11 protein-coding genes are annotated in these 14,751 nt (G+C 73.9%); 5 read left to right on the top strand and 6 right to left on the bottom strand.

Annotated elements, in window-relative coordinates:
* Positions 1 to 5 precede the first annotated feature (5 nt).
* The 3 genes from ACFFKU_RS07045 to ACFFKU_RS07055 all read left to right on the top strand — a co-directional run bounded on the left by ACFFKU_RS07045 (position 6) and on the right by ACFFKU_RS07055 (position 4,154).
* Positions 6 to 1,994 (top strand): glycosyltransferase family 39 protein, encoded by a 1,989-nt coding sequence (locus ACFFKU_RS07045; protein WP_380136777.1) that lies wholly within the window; start codon positions 6 to 8, stop codon positions 1,992 to 1,994.
* 139 nt (positions 1,995 to 2,133) lie between these two features.
* Positions 2,134 to 3,600 carry a malate:quinone oxidoreductase gene (locus tag ACFFKU_RS07050; protein ID WP_380136778.1) on the top strand — a complete coding sequence of 489 codons (1,467 nt, stop codon included), beginning with the start codon at positions 2,134 to 2,136 and terminating at the stop codon, positions 3,598 to 3,600.
* 26 nt (positions 3,601 to 3,626) lie between these two features.
* Positions 3,627 to 4,154 carry a methylated-DNA--[protein]-cysteine S-methyltransferase gene (locus ACFFKU_RS07055; RefSeq protein ID WP_380136780.1) on the top strand — a complete coding sequence of 176 codons (528 nt, stop codon included), beginning with the start codon at positions 3,627 to 3,629 and terminating at the stop codon, positions 4,152 to 4,154.
* Positions 4,155 to 4,177: 23 nt separating this feature from the next.
* On the opposite strand, the gene ACFFKU_RS07060 is transcribed toward ACFFKU_RS07055, so the two are convergent.
* Positions 4,178 to 4,705: a low molecular weight protein-tyrosine-phosphatase gene (locus ACFFKU_RS07060; protein ID WP_380138027.1), complete on the bottom strand. Its 528-nt coding sequence runs from the start codon at positions 4,703 to 4,705 to the stop codon at positions 4,178 to 4,180.
* A gap of 125 nt (positions 4,706 to 4,830) precedes the next feature.
* Between ACFFKU_RS07060 and ACFFKU_RS07065 the strand changes: the two genes are divergently transcribed.
* On the top strand, positions 4,831 to 5,868 hold the full coding sequence (locus tag ACFFKU_RS07065) for a LacI family DNA-binding transcriptional regulator (protein WP_380136781.1): 1,038 nt from the start codon (positions 4,831 to 4,833) through the stop codon (positions 5,866 to 5,868).
* Positions 5,869 to 6,075: 207 nt separating this feature from the next.
* Here ACFFKU_RS07065 and ACFFKU_RS07070 read toward each other — a convergent pair whose 3' ends face one another.
* The 4 genes from ACFFKU_RS07070 to ACFFKU_RS07085 are packed head-to-tail and all read right to left on the bottom strand — an operon-like array spanning position 6,076 to position 10,554.
* Complete coding sequence (locus tag ACFFKU_RS07070) at positions 6,076 to 7,317, bottom strand: glycoside hydrolase family 32 protein (protein WP_380136783.1); 1,242 nt, start codon at positions 7,315 to 7,317, stop codon at positions 6,076 to 6,078.
* On the bottom strand, positions 7,314 to 8,186 hold the full coding sequence (locus ACFFKU_RS07075; protein ID WP_380136784.1) for a carbohydrate ABC transporter permease: 873 nt from the start codon (positions 8,184 to 8,186) through the stop codon (positions 7,314 to 7,316). The genes ACFFKU_RS07070 and ACFFKU_RS07075 overlap by 4 nt, the downstream gene beginning before the upstream one ends.
* An 8-nt stretch (positions 8,187 to 8,194) precedes the next feature.
* Positions 8,195 to 9,148 (bottom strand): carbohydrate ABC transporter permease, encoded by a 954-nt coding sequence (locus ACFFKU_RS07080; RefSeq protein WP_380136786.1) that lies wholly within the window; start codon positions 9,146 to 9,148, stop codon positions 8,195 to 8,197.
* A 2-nt stretch (positions 9,149 to 9,150) separates the two neighbouring features.
* Positions 9,151 to 10,554 carry an extracellular solute-binding protein gene (locus ACFFKU_RS07085; RefSeq protein ID WP_380136787.1) on the bottom strand — a complete coding sequence of 468 codons (1,404 nt, stop codon included), beginning with the start codon at positions 10,552 to 10,554 and terminating at the stop codon, positions 9,151 to 9,153.
* A 192-nt stretch (positions 10,555 to 10,746) separates the two neighbouring features.
* On the opposite strand from ACFFKU_RS07085, the gene ACFFKU_RS07090 reads away from it, so the two are divergent.
* A complete protein-coding gene (locus tag ACFFKU_RS07090) occupies positions 10,747 to 11,550 on the top strand; it encodes an endonuclease/exonuclease/phosphatase family protein (protein WP_380136789.1) in 804 nt (267 codons plus the stop codon).
* A gap of 15 nt (positions 11,551 to 11,565) precedes the next feature.
* Here ACFFKU_RS07090 and ACFFKU_RS07095 read toward each other — a convergent pair whose 3' ends face one another.
* Complete coding sequence (locus tag ACFFKU_RS07095; RefSeq protein ID WP_380138028.1) at positions 11,566 to 14,661, bottom strand: AfsR/SARP family transcriptional regulator; 3,096 nt, start codon at positions 14,659 to 14,661, stop codon at positions 11,566 to 11,568.
* Positions 14,662 to 14,751 lie beyond the last annotated feature (90 nt).

Raw genomic sequence — 14,751 nt, forward strand, 5'->3', positions numbered from 1 at the left:
CGTCGATGACCCGTCCCGCCCACCTGGTGCCCGCCGCGGCCCTGGCCCGCGGTTCCGCCCCGGCGTCCGGGCCGACCGCCCTCGACCCCGACCGGCCCGGTCGGCCCGGGCGGCGTGGTCGGACCGCCCGGCGTGGACCCGGAGCGGGGGCGGGCCGGGCCCGGGGCGAGCTCCCGGCCCTGGCCGTCCTGCTCGCGGCCACCGCCGCGCTCTACCTGTGGGACCTGTCGGCCTCGGGGTGGGCCAACAGCTTCTACGCGGCCGCGGTCAAGGCCGGTTCGGAGAGCTGGACCGCGTGGTTCTTCGGGTCCCTGGACCCCGAGAGCTTCATCACCGTCGACAAGCCCCCCGCCTCGTTGTGGGTCATGGGGCTCAGCGCCCGCCTCTTCGGGTTCTCCAGCTGGAGCCTGCTCGCGCCCCAGGCGCTGGAGGGGGTGCTCGCGGTCGGGACCCTGTACGCCGCCGTCCGGCGCTGGCACGGACCCCGGGCCGGGCTGCTCGCCGGGGCCGCGCTGGCCCTGACGCCGGCCGCGGCGCTCATGTTCCGCTTCGACAACCCCGACGCCCTGCTCGTCCTGCTCATGACGGTCGCGGCCTACCTCGTGGTCCGGGCCCTGGAACACGCGTCCTGGCGCTGGCTGGCGCTCGCCGGGGTGGCGATCGGGTTCGCCTTCCTCACCAAGATGCTGCAGGGCTTCCTGGTGCTGCCCGCCTTCGGGCTGGTCTACCTGCTGGCCGCCCCGACGGGCCTGGGGCGTCGGGTGCTGCACCTGCTGGGCGCCGCCGCGGCGGTGGTCGTGGCCGCCGGGTGGTGGGTGCTGCTCGTGACGTTCTGGCCGGGCACCGCCCCCTACATCGGGGGGTCGACCGACGGCAGCGTCATGGACCTCGTCCTCGGCTACAACGGCCTGGGTCGGATCCTGGGCGGGGGCGGCGGTGGGGGCGGCGGGATGTCCGGCGGGGCCACCGGGTCGAGCTTCGGCGGCGCCGCCACCTGGCAGCGGTTGTTCTCCTCGGAGTTCGGCAACGAGATCTCCTGGCTGCTGCCCGCGGCCCTCGTGGCCCTGGTCTTCGGGCTCGCCCTGACGTGGCGGGCGCCGCGCACCGACCGCACCCGTGCCTCCTTCGTCCTCTGGGGCGGCTGGCTGCTGGTCTCCGGGGGAGTGTTCGCCTACATGGAGGGGACGGTCCACCCCTACTACACGGTGGCCCTGGCCCCGGCGGTCGCGGCGCTGGTCGCGATCGGGGGACAGCTCCTGTGGACCCGCCGCGACCGCCTGTCCGGCCGGGTGGGGCTCGGTCTGCTGGTCACCGCGGCGACGGTCTGGGGCTTCGTCCTGCTGCAGCGCAACGACACCTACCTCGTCCTCTCGTGGCTCGTCCTTCTCGTCGGCGTGCTCGCGGCGGCCGGCCTGGTCATCACGCCGGTGCGGATGCGGCGCGTGGCCGTCCTGCTGGTGCTGAGCGGCGTCCTGGCCGGCGGGGCGGGGACCGCGTCCTACGCCGTCGCGACCGCCGCCACCCCGCACAGCGGGTCCATCCCCACGGTGGGGCCGGCCGCTGCGGGGGCCGGGGGCGGGTTCGGCGGCATGTCCGGGATGCCCGGTGCCGCGGGCCGGACCGAAGGTTCCGAGGGCTCGACCGCTGCCCTGACCGAGCTGCTGCAGGGGGCCGGCACCCGCTGGTCGGCGGCGGTGTCCGGGTCGCAGAGCGCCGCCTCCCTGATGCTGTCCAGCGGCACGGCCGTCATGGCCATGGGCGGCTGGAGCGACGACCCGACGCCGACGCTCGCGCAGTTCCAGGCCTACGTGGCCGCGGGGGAGGTGCACTACCTGGTCGCGGGCGGCGGTGGCACGGGCACGGGAGGTCGCGGCGGCGACGGCACGGTGAGCGAGGTGACGACCTGGGTGGCGCAGACCTTCGCCTCGAGCACCGTCGACGGGTACACGGTCTACGACCTCACCCGGCCGGTGGGCGGCGGCGACGCCGCCTGAGCGGAACCCGGCGGCGGGGTGGCGGGCGCGGCGGCGGGGCGGCGTGTGATGCAACCGACGCCGCCCCCGGGCCGCACCAGTCCGTCGCAGGCCGTAGCCTGCTTCGGTCCGCGACGCTGCCCGAGACGAGGGATGGACGATGCCCGCATCGACCCGCTACGACGCCGTCCTGATCGGCGGCGGGATCATGAGTGCCACCCTGGCCACGATGCTCACCGAGCTCGAACCGGACTGGTCGGTGCTGGTGCTCGAGCGGTTGGACTCCCTGGGGGAGGAGAGCTCCTCGGCCTGGAACAACGCCGGGACGGGGCACTCCGCGCTCTGCGAGCTGAACTACACGCCGGAGAAGGCCGACGGCAGCATCGACATCAGCAAGGCCGTCCAGGTCAACGAGCAGTTCCAGCTCAGTCGGCAGTTCTGGTCGTTCCTGGTGCGCAGCGGGCTCATCGAGGACCCGCGCAGTTTCATCAACAGCGTCCCCCACATGAGTTTCGTCCGGGGCAAGAACGTCGAGTACCTGCGCAAGCGCTACCACGCCTTGGCCGACCACCCGCTGTTCAGCGGCATGCAGTGGGCCGAGGACGCGGCGACCATCGTCGACTGGGCGCCGTTGCTGCTGCAGGGCCGGGCGCCGGGCGAGAAGATCGCGGCGACCCGCTCCGACGCCGGGACCGACGTCGACTTCGGTTCCCTGACCCGGACCCTGCTGGCCGCGGCCGCGCGGCGCGGGGCCGAGGTGCTGACCGGCCACGAGGTCAAGGACGTCACCCGTCGTGGTTCCGGCTGGTCCCTCTCGGTCAAGGCCGACGACGGTCATTCGGCGGAGATCGCGACCCCGTTCGTGTTCGTCGGTTCCGGTGGTGGGGCGCTGCACCTGCTGCAGCGCAGCGGGATCCCCGAGGGTCAGGGTTTCGGTGGTTTCCCGGTGAGCGGGGAATGGCTCCGCTGCACCAACCCCGAGATCGTCCGGCGCCACCACGCGAAGGTCTACGGCCAGGCCGAGGTGGGGGCCCCGCCGATGTCGGTGCCGCACCTGGACACCCGGATCATGCACGGTGAGCAGTCCCTGATGTTCGGACCCTACGCCGGGTGGTCGCCGCGGTTCCTCAAGACCGGTCACCTCACCGACCTGCCGCGTTCGATCCGACCGCACAACCTGCTGCCGATGCTGGCCGTGGCGCGTGACAACGTCCCGCTGACGACCTACCTGGTGAAGCAGGTCCTGCAGTCGATGGACGCCCGGATGGAGGCCCTGCGGGTCTTCTTCCCCGACGCTCAGGCCGCGGACTGGGAACTCCTCAAGGCCGGTCAGCGGGTCCAGGTCATCAAGAAGGGCCCCCGTGGCGGTGTGCTGCAGTTCGGCACCGAACTGGTCGCCGCCGGCGACGGGTCGATCGCCGCGCTGCTGGGTGCCTCGCCGGGGGCCTCGACCGCCGTCGAGGTCATGCTGCGCCTGGTCGCGAAGTGCTTCCCCGCCCACCAGGACGCCTGGCGGCCGAAGCTGCAGGAGATGGTGCCCTCCTACGGCCGTCAGCTCGGCGAGGATCCCCAGCTGGCCAAGGAGACGTTCGCCGGCACGGCCGAGGCGCTGCAGCTCACGCACTGAGCCCACCGAGGCACGGGGCGCCGTCGGTGCCGGACGCGGTCGAGGAGACCCGGGTGTGGGTCCGGTTGGACTCGCCGCTGGGTGACCTCGTCGCGGCCCGGACGGAGCGGGGGCTGCGCGGAGTCTGGTTCGCCGACCACCGGGGCGGATTCCCGACGGTTCTCGGGACCCGGACGGAGCCCGGTGCCGACCCCGTCCTGGACGACCTGGGCGGACAGCTGCGGGAGTACTTCGCCGGTGCTCGTCGGGAGTTCCGGTTGCCCCTCGACCCGGTCGGGTCGCCGTTCGAACTGCGGGTGTGGGCCGCCCTGCGGGAGATCCCCTACGGAGCCACCCGCAGCTACGGCGACCTCGCCCGCGAGCTCGGGGGCATCGGTCACGCCCAGGCCGTCGGGGCGGCCAACGGCCGCAACCCCCTCTCGATCGTGGTGCCCTGCCACCGGGTCGTCGGCACGGCCGGCGCGCTGACCGGCTACGCCGGAGGGCTGTGGCGCAAGCGGTTCCTGCTGTCGCTGGAGGAACCGGACGCGGCCGAGGCGGCCCGGTTGTTCTGAGGGTCGGCCGTTGGCCGCCCGCGTCAGGCGCGCCCGGAACGTCCCGGGTCTTCCGCGCTCCCCGACGCCAGCAGGCCGCGGACGTGCTCCACGACGCCGTCGGCCGCGGCCTCCACCTCGCGCAGGGTGAGCACGAAGTCGTCCCGGTCGCCGTACCAGGGGTCTGCGATGTCCAGCACCGCCTCGTCCACCTCCTCGGCCTGCGGCGCCTCCGGGTCGAAGGAGCGGTACAGCCGGACCCGGGCCGCCGCGTCGGCGTCGGGGGCCTGGGTCCGCAACCAGCGGGCGTGCCGGGCCGTCATCGCCAGCAGCAGGTCGCGGGCACCGAGCTCGTCCCGGGTGGCCTGGTGGGCCCGGTGGCGAGGGACCTCGTAGCCGTGCTCGCGCAGGACCGACGCGGCGCGCGGGTCGACGGGGTTGCCGTGCTCCTCGTCGCTGATGCCGCTGGAGTCCACGACCACGCGGTCGGCCAGACCGGCCTCCGCCAGTCGGGCGCGCAGCACCACCTCGGCCATCGGGGAACGGCAGATGTTGCCGGTGCAGACGGTCATGACGCGGACGACGTCGTGGTTCTCGCTCACCCGTCCATCCTGCCCGGATCATCGCCGTCGTTCCCGACGAGAACCACGACCGCGGGACATGACCCGGCCTGTCACGCGTCAGGTACGGTGTCGAGGTGAAGAGGGCCACCTCGCGGGACGTCGCCGTGCGCGCGGGAGTTTCGCGCAGCGCGGTCTCGATGGTCCTCAACGGCAAGGGCGACGGGAACATCGCCGCCGACAAGCAAGCCGCCATCCTGGCCGCCGCCGCCGAACTCGAGTACACCCCGAACTCGGTGGCGCGCAGCCTGCGCACGCAGCGGACCCACACGCTCGGCCTGGTGACCGACGCCATCGCCAGTTCCGCGTTCGGGGGGTTGCTGCTGCAGGGGGCGAGCGAGGCCGCGGCGGCGGCGGGGTACGCGATCGTCCTCGTCGACACCCACGACCACCCCGAGCGCGAGGCCGACGCCTACCGGACCCTGCTGGACCGGCGGGTCGACGCGGTGCTGTTCGCGGCGATGAGTCTGCGGACCTACGAACCACCCGCCGCGATGTCCGAGGTCACCTCGGTCCTGGCGAACTGTTTCGACTCCGGGGGTCGGGTCCGGGGTTACGTCCCCGCGGAGGTGGCCGGGGGCCGCACGGCGGCCTCGCTGCTGCTCGACGCCGGGCACCGCGACGTCGTCCTGCTGGCCGGGACCCCGGACGCGATGGCCGGGGCGCTGCGGGCCGAGGGGTTCCAGCTCGAACGGCGGGAACGCGGCCTGCCCCCCGGCCGGGTGGTCGAGACCGGGTGGCAGATCGACCACGGCTACGCGGCGGCGATGCAGGTCCTCGCCGCCCCGGACCGCCCCACCGGGATCCTCTGCGCCAACGACCGGGTCGCGATCGGGGTGGCGCTGGCCGCCGCCCGGCTCGGCCTCGACGTCCCCGGGGACCTCTCGCTGGTCGGCTACGACGACGACGAGAACGTCGCCGGCCGCATGGTCCCGGGCCTCACCACGGTCGCGCTGCCGCACCGGGAGATGGGGGAGTCGGCGGTCCGGCACCTCCTCGACCGGGTGCGGGGCGACGTCTCGCCCTCCGCGGGACCGGCACCCCAGGACGCCACCGTCCTCGTTCCCTGCCCCCCGGTCGTCCGCGACTCCGTCGCCCCACCCTCCCCCCGCTGACCCCGCACCCCCCCCCGCGCCCCGCGTACCGCCCCCGCACCACCCCCCGCACCGCCCCCCGCACCGCCCCCCGTGATCAAGGAATTCGCACGCCGGTCCCAGCGGCCTCGTGCGGAGCGTCGCTGGGGGCGGGAGAGCACGATTCCTTGATCACGGAGGGATGCTGCTGGGGAATGGTGCTGGGGGAGTGGGTGGGTCAGGGGTGGGTCAGGGGGTGGCGAGGCGGTGGACGGTGGTGGGGCCGGAGGCCTTGAGGGTCCAGGTGCTGGTGGGGGTGGGGTAGGCCCGCAGGGTCGCCGGGACGGGCCCGGCGAAGACCTCGACGAGGCTGCCGTCCACCAGGACGCGGGCGGGGGAGCCGGGGGTGGCGGGGACCGAGCAGACCTCGACCCCGTCCAGCAGCAGACTCACCTCGCCCTCGGCGACGACCTCGAAGGAACGGGCCCGCGCGATCGCGTCGGAGGGGACGGTCTCGCGACGCAGCCCGGTCAGTTCCCGGGCGGGGGAACTCACCAGGACGTCGCCGTCCAGGGAGAGTTCGCGGGCGAAGGTGAGCGCGCCGGACCAGCCGTGCGCGAGCACGTCGGCGGGGTCGCGCTGCTCCTCCTTGGCCCAGCCCCAGAGCAGGGTGCGGTCCTCGGCGCGCAGGAGCTGCGGCGCGTAGAACATCGGGCCCGAGTCCACCTCGCCCCCGGCCCGGGGCCGGAACCGCAGTCCCCGTCCCTCGGGTTCCAGGCTGCCGACGAGATAACGGACGCCGGCGAGGTCGTGGGTCTGCCCGGTCCAGCGCCACAACGACACGACGAGCACCCAGTCCTCGCCGAACCGCACGAGGTTGGGGCACTCCCAGATCTCGGCGGGGGCGACGCGGCGGGCGGTCTCGTCGGCGTCGGTGAGCAGGTCGCCGAGGAACTCCCACTCGTCCAACCGGTCGCAGCCGTAGAGCAGGATCCGGGCGCCGCCGAGTTTCGACCCGGCGCCCTGGATCGCGTACCGGTGCCCGTCCAGCTCGAACACGAACGGGTCGCGGACGTCGGTGAGCGCGGGGTCGGCGGGCATCCCCATGACGGGGGTCGGTTCCTGGACCCACGTGCGCAGGGTGCGGTCGCTGCGGGCGAGGACGACCTCGGCCGCCCCCGGCGTCCCGCTCACCCCGCTGTAGACCGCGGTCGGCACCCCGTGGTCGTCGACCACGCACCCCGTCCAGCACCCGTGGCTGTCCGGGGTCCCGGGCCGGGGGAGCAGGGCGTCGGGTTCGGTGGTCCAGGTGAGCAGGTCCGGCGAACTGCTGTGCCCCCAACGGATGTCGGCGTGCACCGGGGCGGCCGGGTTGTGCTGGAAGAAGACGTGCCAGACGCCGTCGACGTGGGCCAGGCCGTTCGGGTCGTTGACCCAGCCGTGGTCGGGGCGCCCGTGCAGGGCGGGGAAGGAGGGGTCGGGGTGGGTCACTTTCCGGCTCCGGCGGTCAGGCCCTCGCGCAGCGGCCGCTGGCCGATCACGAAGACGAGGAGGGCGGGGATCATCGAGATGACGACACCGGCGAGGACCGTGGCCATGCTGCCGGTGCCGAGGTTGCCCTGCAGGGACACCAGTCCCAGGGGCAGGGTGAAGTTCTCCTCCGAGATCGTGAGGATCAGCGGTCGGAAGAACTCGTTCCAGTGGTAGTTGAACGCCAGGATCCCGACGATGGCCAGACCCGGTGCGGCCAGCGGCGCGTACACCGAGGTGAAGGTGCGCAGCGGGCCGGCCCCGTCGATGGCGGCCGCCTCGGCGAGCTCCCCGGGCAGGCCCAGGAAGTACTGCCGCATCAGGAAGGTGCCGAACGCGGTGGGGATGGCCGGCAGGATCAGCGCGAGCAGGGTGTCGGAGAGACCCATCCCGCGGATCAGCATGAAGACCGGGACGATGGTGACCTGCAACGGCACCATCATCGTCGCCAGGACCACGCCGAAGACCAGCCCGGAACCCCGGAACGGGACGCGGGCGAACACGTAGCCGGCCAGCGCGGCGGTGGCCATCTGGCCGAACGCGCACAGGGCCGTGACCAGGACCGAGTTCCACACCAGGAGCCAGACGTCGACCTGGGCGAACACGTCGACGTAGGCGCCGAACCCGGGGTCGATACCGAGCCCCGCGACCTGCGGGCGGAACGAGGTCCAGACGGTCCAGACGACCGGACCGAGGGTGAGGAAGACGGCCACGGCCAGGATCGCGATGCGGCCGATGGTTCCGGGTCGCAGGCGGCGACGGGGCGGGCGGGGGGCGGGGGCGGCGGGACCGGCGACGACGCGGGGTCCGACGGTGGCGGTGGTGGACATCGGAACCCTCACTGGTAGAAGACGAAGCGGCGGCCGAGACGGAACTGCAACGCGGTCACGCCGATGATGAGGAGCGTGAGGACGATCCCGACCGCGGAGGCGCGGCCGAACTCCAGCTGCTGGAAAGCCGACTCGAAGATGACCATGACGGCGGTCCGGGTGGAGTCCCCGGGACCGCCCTTGGTCAGGACGTAGGGCTGGTCGAAGATCTGCAGCGCCGAGATGATCGCCATGACCGAGGCGACGAGCATGGTCGGGGAGAGCAGCGGCAGGGTGATGTGGCGGAACTGCGCCCAGCCGGTGATCCCGTCGATCGAGGACGCCTCGTAGACGTCGCGGGGGATCGAGGCGAGCCCGCCGACGAACAGCAGGAACGAGAACCCGAAGTTCTGCCACACGTAGACCAGGACCACGACGACCGCCGCGCCCGAGGTCGACGTCAGCCAGGGGACGTCCGGGAGCCCGACCCCGGTCAGGACGGCGTTCACCAGTCCGAAGTCCTCGTTGAACAGGTAGGCCATGACCAGGGACACCGAGGCGGCCGAGAGGATCAGCGGGAAGAACAGCGTCGACCGGAAGAACGAGCGCAGCCAGTTCGGCATCTTCGACTGCACGAGCACCGCGAGCAGCAGGGCCACGCCGAGTTGCAGGGCGACCGCGACGACCACGAAGGCGAACGTGTTCAGGAAGGCGATCCGCACGGTCGGGTCGGCCCCGATGGCGGCGAAGTTGTCCAGTCCGACGAACTCCGGCGAGGAGATGATGTCCCAGCGGAAGAACGCCAGCAGCACCGAGGCCAGGATCGGCACCAGCGTGAACAGGGCGATCCCGACCACGGTCGGGGCCAGGAACCCCATCACCAGCAGGCGGTGCGCGCGTCGGGCGCGCCGGTCGACGACCGGTCGGGCCGCGGCCGGGGCCGCCGTCTCGACCGGTGGCGTCGTGGGTAGCGAGGTGGCCATCGTCAACTCCTCGTCGTGTCGGTGCGCAGGGCCAGGGTGAGGTCGCGCTGCAGCAGCTCCAGAGCCGGGCGCACCCCGCCGGGCGGGGCGGTCACGGCGCCGAGCACGTTCTTGATGAGCGCCGTCTCGACCGCCGCCTGCTGCGGCGGGGCGGGGATGGGCGCGGTGTCGGAGAACCGGTCGAGGGTGTCGTAGAACACCGACCAGTGCCGGGGGCCGGTGCTCGCGTAGAAGGCGTCGTTCACCAGCGAGCGGCGAACCGGGGTCGTGTTCGGGGTGGGGATGGACAGCTTCATGCCCTCCACCGAGGTGCAGAACTTGACCCATTCCCAGGCCTCGTCCTTGCGCTGCGAGGTCTCCAGGATGGCGTAGCCGGCCGAACCGAACTGGTGCCGCTGGGTACGGCCCCGGGGGAAGAACGACACGTCGAAGTCGTCCGGCCCCATGCCGCCCTCGGAGAGCCCCTGGGCCCAGAAGCCGCCGGCCGGGGTCATGCCGATGACCCCCTCGGCGAAGCGCGCCACCAGTTCGTTGCCCCCGCCGGCCGCGGGGGAGGAGCCGAGCCCCTCGGCCGTGAGCTCGCGCAACCACTCGAAGGTCTCCTCGACCGCGGGGTCGAGCGCGTTGGGCCGCAGCCACAGCGTCCCCCCGTCGCGTCCGGCGGCCGCCGGGTCGTCGGCGTAGAAGGAGTCCCAGAGCCACCGGCCGCCGGTTGCCTTCTCCTCGGACAGGAAACTCGTCCCGTTGACGTAGAGCCAGGGGACCACCCCGCCCCAGAGCCGGTTCGTCCAGAAGAAGGGACGGAAACCCGGGCCGCCGGCCCGGCGCATCTCCCGGGCCACGACGAGGAAGTCGTCGGTGCTCCAGTCGTCGGCCGGCCGCTGCAACCCGGCCCGCTCGAGCGCCGCGGAGTTGTAGTACATGTTGGCGGCGTTGAAGTCGATCGGGAGCTGGAACAGGCTGCCCCGGTACATGAACGCGTCCACGAGGGCCGGGTGCACGTCGGAGAAGTAGTCCTGCATCTCGGCGGCGTCGCGGCGGACGTAGTCGTCGAGCGGGGCCGCCAGTCGCTCGGCGAACAGCTGCGCACCCTCGGTGGCGACGAGGCAGACGTCGGGCGGGGTCCCCGCGGCCACCATGGTGAGGATCTTGGTGAAGAACTGGGTCCAGTCCTGCCCCTGGACGGCCAGGAGCCGCACCGGGATGTCGGGGTGCTGGGCGCGGAAGGCGTCCAGCAGCCCGGCGCGCGCCTCGGCGTCCTGCGCCGTGCCCAGGATGGCCACCGTGAGGGCGTCGTCGTGGCGCCCGGGGATGTCGGCGCCGGTCAGCCGGGGCCAGGAGGCGCCGACGCCGAGCGCCCCGAGGCCCGCGGCGCCCAGGGTGACCCGACGGGAGATGTCCACCATCGAAGCTCCTTCGTTCCGATGCTCGCCGGGTGACCTGCCACCTGGCTCGTGTCAGGTCAGCGTGCGGCACTGACCTGACTCGTGTCAAGAGGTATCCGGCGAGCTCGCTCACGGATCTCGTCGTGCCGCACGGCGCGGAGGAGATGACAACCGGCCCGGACGGGGACAGGATCGGGGCATGGAGCTCGACGCATGATCGGCCGTGCGCTGCGGGTCATCAGCTACAACCTGCACGAGGGCCGGGCCCGGTCCGAGCTGCTCGAGCTGGCGACCGCCCACGACGTCGACGCCCTGTGCCTGCAGGAGTGCGACACGGCGCTGCTGCCGGACGAGGTCGCGGGTCTCCGGCTGGCCGGGGCCACCCAGCGCAACCGGCTGGGTCTCGCCCTCTACTACCGTCCCGAGCGCCTGCACCTGCAGGGCTTCGCGACGGTGCCGCTGCGTCGCTCGATGCACGACCGCTTCCTGAGCCCGGCGCACGAGCGGTTGCTCGCGGTGCGCGTCGTGGACGACGCCGGCGGCGGGATCCCGTTCACGCTCGCCTCGATCCACACCGCACCCCTGTCGGCCACGAACGCGATGCGTCGCTCGCAGATCGCCGGGGCGTTGCACGCCATCCGCGAGACCGCGCACGGCACGTCGGCCCTCGTCGTCGGGGACTTCAACTACCCCTGGTTCCACTCCTCGCTCGGCCGTCACCTGCAGCAGCACGGCTACGAGGTCTCCCGCAGCGACCTGCCCACCTACGTCCGCCGTCGCTTCCGCGGCCACTTCGACTTCGCGATCTCCGAGGGGATGCAGGTCGACCGCGTCTCGACGCTGGCCCAGGGGGGCTCCGACCACCTGCCGATCCTGGTCGAGGCCCGCATCGGGCGGGCCGAGGTTCCGGAGGGGGCCGCGCCCGTGGTCCCCGTCGCGGGCGCGCGCGTGCGCCGGGGCGGATTGCCCCTCGCCGCGGGGTCCCGGCGACGCTCGGGCCTCTCCCGCGCGGGCTGACCGGCCGGACCCGGTTCAGCGGGGCGGGCCGTTCCAGATGGCCCCGGGCAGGTGGTGCAGCTGGGCGACACCCGCCGCCGCCTCGGCGGCCCGGCGCGCGGTGGCGGCCCGTCGGGGGTCGCCGCCCGCCTGGCGCACGGCCGCCCGGGCGAGCATCCGCAGCACCTGCTCGCGCGGCATCGTGGCGCCGTCGTCGAGGACCTCGTCCCACTGGTCGAAGAGGTTCAAGGCCTCGGCGCGGTCGCGGTCCACGCAGAGCAGGACCAGTTTCATGACCAGTTCGGGGACGAAGAACCGCACCCCTGCGGCCCGGGCCGCGAGCAGTTCCTGACGCAGGAGCGCCGCCGCCTCCCCCGACCGGCCCTCGACCCGGAGCAGACCGGCCGCGAGCACCTGACGCATCTGCCGGGTGGCCGGCATCGTCGCGGGACTCAAGGGGTGGTCGTTCAGCAGGGCGGCGGCCCGGTCCAGCTCCCCGCGCTCCATCGCCACCCGCGCGCAGATCTCCACCTGGCCCTCCGAACCGGACCATCCCGGGGCCGCCGCGAGCCCCGACCGGACCCCGGCCTCCGCCTCGTCGAGCAGGTCCGCGGCCTCCGGCCGACCGAGGTCGTGGGCGATGAGCAGCTGGAACCCGAGGAACCGGTTGCGGACGAGTTCGGCGTCGCGGCCCACGGCCTCCTCGAGGACCTCCCGCACGGTGTGCTCGGCCCGGAGTGCGTTGCCCAGCAGCATGTCCGGCATCAGGTCGTAGAAGATCGCGCGGTGCCGGACGTTCGGGTCGGCGCTGCGGGTCATGACCTCGAACGTGGCCCGGCGGGCCGCGGCGAAGTCCCGTGCGGGCAGGTGCACGAGCAGGCACAGTTCCAGGCTGGCGTCCACGGAGAGTGCCGTGTCCCCGTGCGCGTCGGCCGCCCGCACGATGGCCCCCAGCTGGCGGGCCGAGGTCCGGGGGTGCTGGCCCGACAGCTCCGAGCGGTCGGGCAGGCGGCGCGCGGGGATCGTCGGCAGCAGGGCGGCCGGGCCGGTGAACAACCGCAGGACGTCCGGCCCGCCGGGCGGTTCGGTGACACCGGCGATCTTCGCCTGCAGCCGCTCCGACCCGGGCAGCCCGTGCTCGGTGACGATGCGCAGGGCGGCCCGCAGCGCCCGCTCGGCCTCGTCCCGCCGACGCAGCAGCAGGCACACGTCACCCAGGCGTTCCTGCAGCTCGGCCAGGTCGGCGGGGGCTGCCGAGGCGAGGTCGCCGAGGATCCCGACCTTGAGCAGCGCGCTGCGGGCCTCGCCCCAGTCGGCCACCACGGTCGCCGCGGCGGCCGCCTCCATCGCCGCCGCGCAGGCCATCCGAGGTTCGCCCACCCGCAGCCAGAGGTCGATGCGTTGATCGGGGTCGAGGTGGGCACGTTCGACGATCCGCCGTTCCAGGGACGACCGGACGACCGGGCGCAACCAGCAGGCGACGGCGTCCTTGAGCTGCGGATCGCGGAACCGGCACCCCTCGGGGTCGTGCCGCAGGATGCGGTGCTCGACCAGGGCGGCCAGCGCGTCGGCGGCCTGGGCGGGGGTGAGCAGGTGGGTCAGCGGACCCAACCAGGCGACCGTCACCGGACGGTCCACGAGGGCGGCCAGCTGCAGGACCTCCCACTGCCCCTCCGTCAGCACGCTCAGCAGGTGCCCGGGCAGCACCGCCGACCCGGCCGCCGCCTCGCCCGCCTCGGGGGCGCAGGCCAACCCGGCGGACGTGGCGACGACGCGGTGCTCGCCCAGCCACTGCCGCAGCGTCCGGACCACCCGCCCGGCCAGGTCGCAGGCGGCGGCGCGGAGCTCCGTGACCAGGGCTGCCCCCGGTGCGCCCGCGAGGACCAGGGAGGCCAGCCGGACCACGTCCTCGGCGATCAGCGGCTCGACCTCAACCCGGACCACCTCGACCGGGCCGGTCGGCGGCAGCAGCGGTTCGGGGTCCTCCGGTCCGGCGACGACCACCAGCCGAGCCTCGCCGACCAGCGCCTGACGCAGGTCGGCGGGCCCGGCCCCGGGCCGGGTCTCCAGAACGGCGACCGCACCGGGCGCCAGGGCCGACAGTTGCGCGGCGAGCGCCCCCGGGACGAGCGTCACCAGCGGCCGGCTCCCGGCGGCCTCGGCCAGCAGCCGTCGGCGACCGCTGCCCTCCTGGCCACGCAGGACGACCACCCGCGCGGCCCGGGGGTCGGCGCCGTCCGCGCTCGGTGGGGCCAGCGCGGCTCGCACGACGTCGACGTCCTCGGAGCGGCCCACGAACGTGGTCTCCGGCGTCTGCGGTCCCCCGTCGTGGGCGGGACCGGTCAGCAGGTGCAGGTGCAGCGCCCGGGTCTGGCTCGAGAGGTCGGCCCCGGTGCTCTCGGCCACGTCGCGACGGCAGCGGTCGAGCTCGCGCAGGGCCGCATCGACCTCGCCCAGCCCGGCCAGGCCGGCGGCCAGGGCCCGTGAAGCCCGCTCCGACAGCGGGTCGGCCGTGGACGCCGGCCGGGCCAGCTGCACGGCGTCGACCATGAGGCCGAGCCGCAGGGCGGCCTCGGCGGCGCTCAGCTGGACCTCGCGCCGCGTCGACTCCAGGTCCTCGCGCTCGTCGCGGACCCAGTCGGCCTCGTCGTCGACGGCGCGCAACGGCTGCAGGTAGAGCGCCAGCGCCTCCCGCGCGGTGGCCAGGGCGGCCGCGTCCTGCCCGGCCCGGGCCCGCCGGTCGACCTCCTGGGCGAGCGTCGTGAAGGCCAGGGTGTCCACCCAGGCGCCGTTGAGGACGAGGCCGGTGCGGCGACGCTCGACGGCGTCGGGGCCCAGGATGCGGCGGACGTGGGAGAGGGCGGTGCGCAGGCTGGCCCGCGCGTGCGCCGGGTCCGACGCGGACCACAGCTGGTCCAGCGCGTCCTCGACCGGGAGCGGGTTGCCCGCCCGGACGGCCAGCCAACGGACCAGGTCGAGGGTCTTGCTCGTGCGCCACTCGCGTTCGGCGACGCGGCTGCCGTCGGCCCGCCGGACCTGGAAGGGGGACAGCAGGCGGATCTCGACCCGGGGCAGGGAGGAGGGCGCGGTGGTGCCCGGATCGGCCAGCACCGTCGTCGGCGCCTCATGCATCGACACCGTCACGCTCCCTCGCGCCCCCGGCCGCTCCGAGCCACCCCCCTGGACCCGCGATCAGCCGACTGAAGATTAGCCGGATGTACA

The organism is Kineococcus gynurae (assembly GCF_042433995.1).
Classification (GTDB): Bacteria; Actinomycetota; Actinomycetes; order Actinomycetales; family Kineococcaceae; genus Kineococcus; species Kineococcus gynurae.

Excerpts from the sequence above, each read along its gene's own strand:
- ACFFKU_RS07045 (WP_380136777.1), top strand. The coding sequence starts at position 6 with ATGACCCGTCCCGCCCACCTGGTGCCCGCCGCGGCCCTGGCCCGCGGT.
- ACFFKU_RS07050 (WP_380136778.1), top strand. The coding sequence starts at position 2,134 with ATGCCCGCATCGACCCGCTACGACGCCGTCCTGATCGGCGGCGGGATC.
- ACFFKU_RS07060 (WP_380138027.1), bottom strand. The coding sequence starts at position 4,705 with ATGACCGTCTGCACCGGCAACATCTGCCGTTCCCCGATGGCCGAGGTG.
- ACFFKU_RS07075 (WP_380136784.1), bottom strand. The coding sequence starts at position 8,186 with ATGTCCACCACCGCCACCGTCGGACCCCGCGTCGTCGCCGGTCCCGCC.
- ACFFKU_RS07080 (WP_380136786.1), bottom strand. The coding sequence starts at position 9,148 with ATGGCCACCTCGCTACCCACGACGCCACCGGTCGAGACGGCGGCCCCG.
- ACFFKU_RS07085 (WP_380136787.1), bottom strand. The coding sequence starts at position 10,554 with ATGGTGGACATCTCCCGTCGGGTCACCCTGGGCGCCGCGGGCCTCGGG.
- ACFFKU_RS07090 (WP_380136789.1), top strand. The coding sequence starts at position 10,747 with ATGATCGGCCGTGCGCTGCGGGTCATCAGCTACAACCTGCACGAGGGC.
- ACFFKU_RS07095 (WP_380138028.1), bottom strand. The coding sequence starts at position 14,661 with ATGCATGAGGCGCCGACGACGGTGCTGGCCGATCCGGGCACCACCGCG.